The organism is Nocardia amamiensis, assembly GCF_015477605.1.
In the GTDB taxonomy this organism is placed as follows: Bacteria; Actinomycetota; Actinomycetes; order Mycobacteriales; family Mycobacteriaceae; genus Nocardia; species Nocardia amamiensis_A.
On the sequence record NZ_JADLQX010000014.1, the window covers coordinates 201,865 to 209,956 of the forward strand.

The window sequence follows — 8,092 nt, forward strand, 5'->3', positions numbered from 1 at the left end:
CGTTGGGCAGCTAACAATCTTGGCCGCCTATCAGCTCAAATCTTCACGTTGGCCCATTTCGCGAACCGGGTCAGGGCGTCGGTTCCGCGGCGGGCGTGGGCGAGCACGCGAACGGTGTCGTGGACCTGGGGGTGGTTGCGCGTCAGACCCGGTGCGATCCGGCGTGCCTGGTCGAGACTGGTGAGGGCACGATGCTTGTCCCCGTGTAGCAACCACGCGCGCGACACGTCGATCCAGTGATGCCCGGCGCGGGAGGGAGTGACCGATGCCGGTAGCCGAATCCGCTCCGCGCGCGCGACCGCGGTGGTGCCATCGGACAATTCGACGGGTACAGCGACGGAGTGGATCGCGACGTTCGGCAGATGGAACCCGGTCCCGTACTCCTGATACTGGTCGGAGCTGATCGCCTCGCCGATTCGGCGTGCCTCTCGCAAATGCGTTTCGGCGGTATCGGCGTCGAGCGCACGGGCCGCGAGTATCGCCCCTCGCAGGTGCAGCGCGCCTCGCACCGCGAGGACTTCCGGTGTCGTGGGCAGCTTCTCGCTGGCGGCGTGCGCGCGCTCCACGAGCCGCAGCCCACCGGCGTACGCGCCGGAGTACAGCAGGATCAGCGCACGATGATATTCCGCCGCGATCGGCCACGCCGGGTCACCACTGCGTTCAGCGGCCCAGACGCAGCGTTCAGCGGCCAACCCGGCGAGGTCGAGGTAGCCGTACCGGTAGGCGACCGACGACGCACTGTTGTAGGCGTAGGCGAGCGTCGAATAGATCATCTCGAGACGATGCCCGGAAGGCTCGTCGCTCGCGAGCACGTGCAAACCGTGGATTACGTCCGGCAGTTCGGTGAGGTGGTCGCCGTACCGGCCCCGTCGCCTGCTCTGCTGAACCCGATGCAGTCCCGCGGTCAGCTCTTTCAAGGTAGTCGGCGCGCTCAGTGGTTCGTCGTTGAACGCCAGGATCTTTCGGCGCAGCTCCCGGATGGTGGCGTGTGCCCCAACATCGTCGCGCGCCGGGGTATAAGGCTGCCCGGTCAGATCCTCGATGTTCACCCCGAGGGCACCGGCCACGGCCGCGATGAACGCGGGCGAGGCTGGGCGGGCGCCTCGCTCGACCTTGCGCAGCAGCGACACCGACACGTTCGCCTTCTGCGCAAGCTGTGGTTGCGTGAGCCGGGCGAGCTTGCGCGCCCTGGCGGTACGTCCCCCGACCCCGGCATCATCCATGCCTCCACGGTGACACACGATGTGCCGCTTCGCAGGGCTTCATCCAGGACAAGGTATCCACAGGCCCCGACGCCGGGTTGACCTCGAGTCCCCGGCGTCGGGTGCTCACCAATCACACCAACGCGCCAGGGGGATACGAGATGCCCGAAGGACTCGCAGTCGTACTGATCGTCGCAGCCGCCGTCGTCGGGATGCTGCTACTCCTGTTCTGCGTGCTGCCCTGGCTGATCGAGGTGGGCAGCCAGCTGACCGAACTCGAGAACTCTGCCGAACTGCCGCAACGGCGAGGGCCGCACGCCGCGCCGCGCAGACCGTACCTGGTGGATGAGGCGCACTGGGTGACACAGGAACACATCGATTGCGACGCTCGTACCTGCGGTGCCAAGGGTGCAGCTATCGACGTGCTCATTGAAGCCGGGCGCATGCGGCCCGGGAGGAACCTCCGGTGAACGCCGGTAACAACCATGACGATGACGGACTCCGGGTCCGCGAATCCCTCACCAACGGCTCCGTGCAGTTCATCGGACCGGACGGCTTCCCCCGCACTCCCGAAGAGCACGCCGAAATCCTCGAGGACGAGGCGATCGACCGCGCCTATGAACTTCTCGACACGCGAGCCGATGGCGCTCAGTGAGCCACAGGCGAAGGTGCTTGCCGCACTGGCCGATCGCGCGCTCGCCGTTCGACAGCTCTGTCTGCTCGTCGGCTTGTCCCGGGACGCCACGCATGCCGCATTGCGGTCGCTGTCCTACTTGGGGTGGGTGCGCTACTTCCCCGGCACCCGGACATGGCGCATCACCAAGTCCGGTCGCCGCGTGATCTCGGACCAGCGCTACCGCGATTTCCTGCCTTGACTCCGGGGCGAGCTCCGCGGGACCGGGTTACGGTCCCATCACCGAGGCAGGTACCCAGCCTTCGCGGATCTCGGAGTGAAAGCTCAACTCCAGTAATGGAGTTCGTGAACACGAGGAGCCCGAAGCAGCAGTGCTACGCGGTGGCAGCCGGGGTCTTATCAGTGCCGGGCGAGTCCGTTTCGCGCGGCAGCCGCACGGTGAACGTCGTCCCTTCGCCGGGCGTACTGCGCACGACGACCTCGCCGCCGTGCGCGATGACCAGGGCCTGCACGATGGACAGGCCGAGTCCGGTGCCGCCGCTGGCGCGGGTGCGGGAGGTGTCGGTGCGGTAGAAGCGTTCGAAGACGCGTTCGGCCTCCTCCGGGGGCAGACCAGGGCCGGTGTCGGCGACCTCGAGCAGGACGTGATCGGCCGCGGGTGTCAGCCGGACCGTCACCGACGCGTCGGGTGCGGTGTGCGTGACGGCGTTGTTCAGCAGGTTGCCCAGGACCTGGCGTAACCGCGCCTCGTCGCCGAGCACCTCGAGTATCCCTTCGCCCGGTTCGACTTTCAGCTCGATGGTGCGCACCGGTCCGTCGGAGTGTCCGGCGGCAACCACCGCACGCGCGTTGTGCACCGCGTCGCTGGCGATGGCGAGCAGGTCCACCTGCCCCAGTTCCAGCGGGCGTTGGGCGTCCAGCCGCGCGAGCATCAGCAGGTCTTCGACCAGCACGCCCATCCGCTGGGATTCACGCTCGATGCGGTCCATGAACGTGCCCGGATCGGCGGTGGCGCCTTGGCGGTACAGCTCGGCGAACCCGCGGATCGTGGTCAGCGGAGTGCGCAGTTCGTGACTGGCGTCGGCGACGAATCGGCGCATGCGCTCCTCGGAACGCCGGGCTGCCTCCTCGGATGCCTCGGTCGCGGTGAACGCGCGCTGGATCTGCGTCAGCATGCTGTTCAGCGACCGGGACAACCGGTCGACCTCGGTGTTGGTACCCCGCACCGGCACGCGGCGGTGCAGGTCGCCGCCCGCGATCGCCGCGGCGATGCTCTCCACCCGGCGCAACGGCCGCAGACTGCGCCGCACCATGAAGTACGCCATTACCGCGAGCGCGGCCAGGACGATCGCCCCGACGATCAGTTGCAGCATGACCAATCGCCGCACCGTGTCGGTGTTCTGCGTGAGTGGCAGCGCCACCGTGGTCGTGCCGTCCGGAGTGCGCACCGTCAGCACACGCCACTCGGTCGAACCGTTCACGGAGCCGACGGTGTACGGCCCCGATCGCGGTGTTTGCCGTAGGTCGGGCTCGGAATCCACGCCGAAAGTGGGGATCAGGATCATGCGTCCATCGGTTCTCAGCGAGCGCACGTAGAACTGGCTCGGGGCGTGGCGCGGATCGGGTGGCAGCACCGGTGGTGGCAGGGGCCGCCGCGCCCACTCCATCGCGCCCTCGTGCAACTGCTGGTCGGTCCGGTCGGTCAGCTGCTGCTCCAAGCCGGAGGTGACCACCGTGCCGGAGACGAGCAGGCCCAGTCCGGCGGTGAGCACCAGCAGGACCATCAGCGTCACCCGCAGGGGGATCGCGGACAGCAGCTCAGAGGCTTTCGTACGCGCTATCGCGACCTTGCTCTGGCTCACGTTCCGCTCTTGCGATGGGGCGCGCGCATGACGTAACCGACGCCGCGCAGAGTATGGATCAGCCGAATATCGCCCGTGTCGACCTTCTTACGCAGGTAGGAGACATACGTCTCCACCACGCCGACCTCGCCGCCGAAGTCGTAACGCCATACGTGATCGAGGATGCGCGGCTTACTCAACACCGTTCCGGCGTTGACCATGAAATACCGCAGCAGCGTGAACTCGGTGGGCGACAGTGCCACCGGCTCGCCCGCCTTCCACACCTCATGGGTGTCGTCGTCGAGCTCGATGTCCTCGAAGCGAATGCGCGAGGTCTCCCGCTGCGGCGCGGCGTGACCCGCGCGCCGCAAGATGACCCGCAACCTCGCCACGACCTCTTCCAGGCTGAACGGCTTGGTGACGTAGTCGTCGGCCCCAAGGGTGAGGCCGGTGACTTTGTCCTGCACCTCGTCGCGTGCGGTGAGGAACAGCACGGGGGCGTCGACGCCATCGGCGCGCAGCCTGCGCAGCAGGCCGAAGCCGTCCATACCCGGCATCATCACGTCCACGATCAGCGCCTGCGGGCGGAACGTGCGCGCCTTGTCCAGCGCTTGGGCGCCATCGGCCGCGGTGTCCACCTCGAAGCCCTGATAGCGCAGGCTCACCGAGAGGAGTTCGACGATCATCGGCTCGTCGTCGACCACCAGCACCCTGGCCTCGGGTTGCTCCACCGGCGCACTGCTCATGCCTCGCCTCGCTGGCGCTCGGTTCCGGCATGCGCGATGCGCGCTGCGTCGATGATTCGCTCGCTGCGCTCGCTCATGGCTTCATGGTCCAGTACCCGGCTGCGAAGTTCCTGGATCGAAGCTGGGTGATTCCTGTGCACCGCGGGACGGCTGAACGCCTGGTCAGCGCGGCTCGCGAGGTTCCGGGTACACGTCGTCGTCGGTCAGCAGAGCGCTGCCCGCGACCTGGCCCTGCGCCAGCGCGTCCAAGAAGGCGCGGGCCCAGCGGTCCACGTCGTGGGCCAGCACCTGGCGGCGCAGCGAGCGCATCCGCCTGCGCTTGACGTCCCGGTCGTCGCCGAGCGCGGCGACGATCGCGTCCTTCACGTCGTCGAGGTCGTGCGGGTTGCACAGGTACGCCTGGCGCAGTTCCGCGGCAGCGCCGGTGAACTCGCTCAACACCAAGGTGCCGTTCAGTCCGCTGTGGCAGGCGACGTACTCCTTGGCGACCAGGTTCATGCCATCGCGCAGCGGCGTCACCAGCATCACGTCCGCGGCCACGAAGAACGCGACCAGCTCGTCGCGCGGAATCGGCCGGTGCAGATAGTGCACCACCGGATAGCCCACCCTGGCGAACTCGCCGTTGATCCGGCCTACCTGACGCTCGATATCGCCGCGCATCTGGATATAGCTCTCGACGCGCTCGCGGCTGGGCGTGGCCAGTTGGATCATGACCGTGTCGGCCGGATCGATCCGGCCCTCGATGAGCAGCTCCTCCAGCGCGTTGAGCCGGATGTCGATGCCCTTGGTGTAGTCCAGGCGGTCCACGCCGAGCAGGATGTTCTTCGGATTGCCCAGCTCGGCCCGGATCTTCGCGGCGCGTTCGCGCACCGACCTGCGCCGGGATTGCTCGTCGAGGTCGGCGGAGGCGATCGAGATCGGGAACGCGCCGACCCGCACCGTCCGGAATCCGACCTGGACGACGCCGAGCTTGGATCGCACGCCGACCGATCCGCGCGAAGTCGGCTGGCCGGCCAGCCGGCGAGCCAGGTAGAGGAAGTTCTGCGCGCCGCCGGGTAGGTGGAAGCCGATCAGGTCGGCGCCGAGCAGGCCCTCCACGATCTCGGTCCGCCACGGCATCTGCATGAACAGCTCGACCGGCGGGAACGGGATGTGCAGGAAGAAGCCGATCGTGAGATCCGGGCGCAGCATGCGCAGCATCTTGGGCACCAGTTGGAGCTGGTAGTCCTGCACCCATACGGTCGCGCCCTCGGCGGCGACCTTGGCCGTGGCCTCGGCGAAACGCCGGTTCACGGTGACGTAGGCGCTCCACCACTTGCGGTCGTAGACCGGGCGCACGATCACGTCGTGGTAGAGCGGCCACAGCGTGCCGTTGGAGAAGCCCTCGTAGTAGTCGGCCACCTCCTGCGCCGCCAGCGGGACCGGGTGCAGTTCGAGGCCGTCCTCGATGATCGGCTCGACGTCCACGTCGGGGACTCCGGCCCAGCCGACCCACGCGCCCTTGTTGTTGCGCAAGACCGGTTCCAGGGCGGTGACCAGGCCGCCCGGGCTGCGTTTCCATCGGGTGGTGCCGTCGGGGAGTCGATCGAGGTCGACGGGGAGGCGGTTGGCGACGACGACGAAACCGGAGCCCGCGTCGGGACCGGTGGTTCCGGTCGCGGTGTCAGCAGTCGAGGTGTCTCTGGCGTGCTCGGAGTCGTCGGACGGGTTCATCTGGTCCACTCACGCATCCTTTGCGCGTTGCTGTATCCCGCTGGAGTTGTGTAGTCGACGTCGCCGTTGGCGTCGAGAACGAGCCTATTCGCCCCGGGTGCTCGGTCCAATACCCAACATAGACAACAACATCCGGCATTCGTCGGCATCTTCGGCGTAGGCCGCGACCACCCGCTGCGCCTGGCGGGCGGTCTCGTCGGCGAGTGGCTCCAGTTCGTCGTCCGCAATGTCGTTGGCGCTGCCCTTCGCGGCCATTGTCAAGTCCTCCCGGCTCAGTGCGCTCGTACGTGCGAAAAGTCAATGGTATGCGACGCTGGGAAAGGCGTCCGCCGGGGCGGCCGACCGCCGCGTGGCACTCGACACCAGGTCACCCGGTCGGTGCGCCCACCCCGCTGGTCCCTATACCGTGGGGAGCGCAGCACCAACTCCACGAAAGGGTCGATATGCCGCTGGCCACGGTGAACGGGATTTCCCTCAACTATCAGGTGAAGGGTGACCGCGCCAGGGGCACCGACGTCAAGGGTTCGGCGCCGCTGGTGGTCATGATCATGGGCACCGGCAGTCCCGGCCGGGTGTGGGAGTTGCACCAGGTTCCGGCGCTGGTCGCGGCCGGTTACCGGGTATGCACCTTCGACAACCGCGGGATCGCGCCGTCCTTCGAGGCGGCTTCCGGCATGACCGTCGACGACCTGGTCGCCGACACGGCCGCCCTCATCGAATTCCTCGGCGAGGGTCCCGCCCTGGTCGTCGGGACGTCGATGGGCGCCCGGGTGGCCCAGGAGCTGGCGCTGGCCCGCCCCGACCTGGTGCGCAAGGCGGTGTTCATGGCCGGCCACGGACGGCTCGACCAATTCCAGAAGACGCTGTCGCTCGGCGAACACGAACTGGACGCCAGCGGGGTGAAACTGCCGGCGAAATACGAGGCCGCGATTACCGCGGTGATGAATCTCTCGCCCGCCACCATGGCCGAGCCGAACGCCGCCCGCGACTGGCTGGACCTGTTCGAGTTCACCGGCGGACCGGTTCCGCCCGGCATCCGCGCGCAGCGCAGGATGGACCACGATTTCGACCGGGTCCAGGCATACCGGGCGATTCGCGTGCCCTGCCTTTCGGTCGGATTCGCCGACGACCGGATGATTCCGCCGTACCTGTCCAGGGAGGTCGCCGACGTGATCCCAGGTGCGCGGTACCAGGAGGTGCCGGACGCTGGACATTTCGGGTATTTGGAACGCCCGGAGGCGGTCAACAAGATTCTGCTCGACTTCTTTGCGAGCTGATTGCGCCGCGGCCGACGTGCCCCCTGGGTAAGCGCCCAGGCGTAACGTCTCGCTTGCTAGTGTCGAAACAACGCTCGGGGACTCTCGACGCCGGTGGCTTGTGAAAACCGGGCGTCGTGCGAACCAAGAGCGATCCCGTACATTGCGCCAGTATCCAGTGAGGTGAAATTGAGCACCAACCCCTTCGATGATGAAGACGGCCGCTTCTTCGTCCTGGTCAACGACGAGGAACAGCACTCCCTGTGGCCGGCCTTCGCAGAGGTTCCAGCCGGATGGCGAGTCGTGTTCGGCGAGGACAGCCGTGCCGCTTGTGTCGAGTACGTGGAGAAGAACTGGACCGACATGCGTCCGAAGAGCCTGCGCGACGCCATGGCCGCGGACGATGCGGCCCGCCAGGGAGCACAGCCCTGATCCCGCGGTAATCGATACTGCGCCCGGGACGATTCGACCGCCGCTGCGTGACACCGAAACCCGGTGTCACGCAGGCGGCGTACCCGGCTATGATGACAACCGCTTTCCCCGCCTCCTTAGCTCAGTGGTAGAGCACTCGCCTTGTAAGCGAGCGGTCGTCAGTTCAATCCTGACAGGGGGCTCCATCCAGCCGCTGCGCGGCTGAGCTCAGTGGTAGAGGCCGTGCCCGTTGTTGTAAGCGAGCGGTCGTCAGTTCAATCCTGACAGG

Annotated in this window: 10 protein-coding genes and 1 tRNA gene; 6 read left to right on the forward strand and 5 right to left on the reverse strand. The window is 67.3% G+C overall.

The window, feature by feature from the left end; genetic code table 11:
• Positions 1-35 precede the first annotated feature (35 nt).
• Positions 36-1,223, reverse strand: a complete 1,188-nt coding sequence (locus IU459_RS20140; protein WP_195131078.1) for a helix-turn-helix domain-containing protein — start codon at positions 1,221-1,223, stop codon at positions 36-38.
• Between the two features lie 140 nt (positions 1,224-1,363).
• Between IU459_RS20140 and IU459_RS20145 the strand changes: the two genes are divergently transcribed.
• From IU459_RS20145 to IU459_RS20155, 3 genes are read left to right on the forward strand one after another with little or no spacing between them, the layout of a single operon-like run.
• On the forward strand, positions 1,364-1,672 hold the full coding sequence (locus IU459_RS20145) for a hypothetical protein (RefSeq protein ID WP_195131079.1): 309 nt from the start codon (positions 1,364-1,366) through the stop codon (positions 1,670-1,672).
• A complete protein-coding gene (locus IU459_RS20150) occupies positions 1,669-1,857 on the forward strand; it encodes a hypothetical protein (protein ID WP_195131080.1) in 189 nt (62 codons plus the stop codon). The genes IU459_RS20145 and IU459_RS20150 overlap by 4 nt, the downstream gene beginning before the upstream one ends.
• On the forward strand, positions 1,844-2,077 hold the full coding sequence (locus tag IU459_RS20155) for a helix-turn-helix domain-containing protein (RefSeq protein ID WP_195131081.1): 234 nt from the start codon (positions 1,844-1,846) through the stop codon (positions 2,075-2,077). The genes IU459_RS20150 and IU459_RS20155 overlap by 14 nt, the downstream gene beginning before the upstream one ends.
• Positions 2,078-2,210: 133 nt before the next feature.
• Here the strand turns inward: IU459_RS20155 and IU459_RS20160 are convergent, their stop codons facing one another.
• The 4 genes from IU459_RS20160 to IU459_RS20175 form a co-directional block, all read right to left on the reverse strand.
• Positions 2,211-3,620 carry a sensor histidine kinase gene (locus IU459_RS20160; protein WP_195131112.1) on the reverse strand — a complete coding sequence of 470 codons (1,410 nt, stop codon included), beginning with the start codon at positions 3,618-3,620 and terminating at the stop codon, positions 2,211-2,213.
• A gap of 74 nt (positions 3,621-3,694) precedes the next feature.
• Positions 3,695-4,423: a response regulator transcription factor gene (locus IU459_RS20165; protein WP_195131082.1), complete on the reverse strand. Its 729-nt coding sequence runs from the start codon at positions 4,421-4,423 to the stop codon at positions 3,695-3,697.
• 162 nt (positions 4,424-4,585) lie between these two features.
• Positions 4,586-6,136 (reverse strand): alpha,alpha-trehalose-phosphate synthase (UDP-forming), encoded by a 1,551-nt coding sequence (locus IU459_RS20170; RefSeq protein WP_195131113.1) that lies wholly within the window; start codon positions 6,134-6,136, stop codon positions 4,586-4,588.
• An 84-nt stretch (positions 6,137-6,220) separates the two neighbouring features.
• On the reverse strand, positions 6,221-6,391 hold the full coding sequence (locus tag IU459_RS20175) for a hypothetical protein (RefSeq protein ID WP_169811004.1): 171 nt from the start codon (positions 6,389-6,391) through the stop codon (positions 6,221-6,223).
• Positions 6,392-6,579: 188 nt separating this feature from the next.
• Here IU459_RS20175 and IU459_RS20180 point away from each other — a divergent pair, with 188 nt between their 5' ends.
• The 3 genes from IU459_RS20180 to IU459_RS20190 all read left to right on the forward strand — a co-directional run bounded on the left by IU459_RS20180 (position 6,580) and on the right by IU459_RS20190 (position 8,009).
• Positions 6,580-7,413 carry an alpha/beta fold hydrolase gene (locus tag IU459_RS20180; protein WP_195131083.1) on the forward strand — a complete coding sequence of 278 codons (834 nt, stop codon included), beginning with the start codon at positions 6,580-6,582 and terminating at the stop codon, positions 7,411-7,413.
• Between the two features lie 168 nt (positions 7,414-7,581).
• Positions 7,582-7,824 (forward strand): MbtH family protein, encoded by a 243-nt coding sequence (locus tag IU459_RS20185; RefSeq protein ID WP_040773625.1) that lies wholly within the window; start codon positions 7,582-7,584, stop codon positions 7,822-7,824.
• A gap of 110 nt (positions 7,825-7,934) precedes the next feature.
• Positions 7,935-8,009, forward strand: a tRNA-Thr gene (locus IU459_RS20190).
• The last annotated feature ends 83 nt before the right edge of the window (positions 8,010-8,092 follow it).

Coding starts and splice junctions, on each gene's coding strand:
- IU459_RS20140 (WP_195131078.1), bottom strand. CDS start 1,223: ATGGATGATGCCGGGGTCGGGGGACGTACCGCCAGGGCGCGCAAGCTC.
- IU459_RS20145 (WP_195131079.1), top strand. CDS start 1,364: ATGCCCGAAGGACTCGCAGTCGTACTGATCGTCGCAGCCGCCGTCGTC.
- IU459_RS20155 (WP_195131081.1), top strand. CDS start 1,844: ATGGCGCTCAGTGAGCCACAGGCGAAGGTGCTTGCCGCACTGGCCGAT.
- IU459_RS20160 (WP_195131112.1), bottom strand. CDS start 3,620: ATGGTCCTGCTGGTGCTCACCGCCGGACTGGGCCTGCTCGTCTCCGGC.
- IU459_RS20165 (WP_195131082.1), bottom strand. CDS start 4,423: ATGAGCAGTGCGCCGGTGGAGCAACCCGAGGCCAGGGTGCTGGTGGTC.
- IU459_RS20170 (WP_195131113.1), bottom strand. CDS start 6,136: ATGAACCCGTCCGACGACTCCGAGCACGCCAGAGACACCTCGACTGCT.
- IU459_RS20175 (WP_169811004.1), bottom strand. CDS start 6,391: ATGGCCGCGAAGGGCAGCGCCAACGACATTGCGGACGACGAACTGGAG.
- IU459_RS20180 (WP_195131083.1), top strand. CDS start 6,580: ATGCCGCTGGCCACGGTGAACGGGATTTCCCTCAACTATCAGGTGAAG.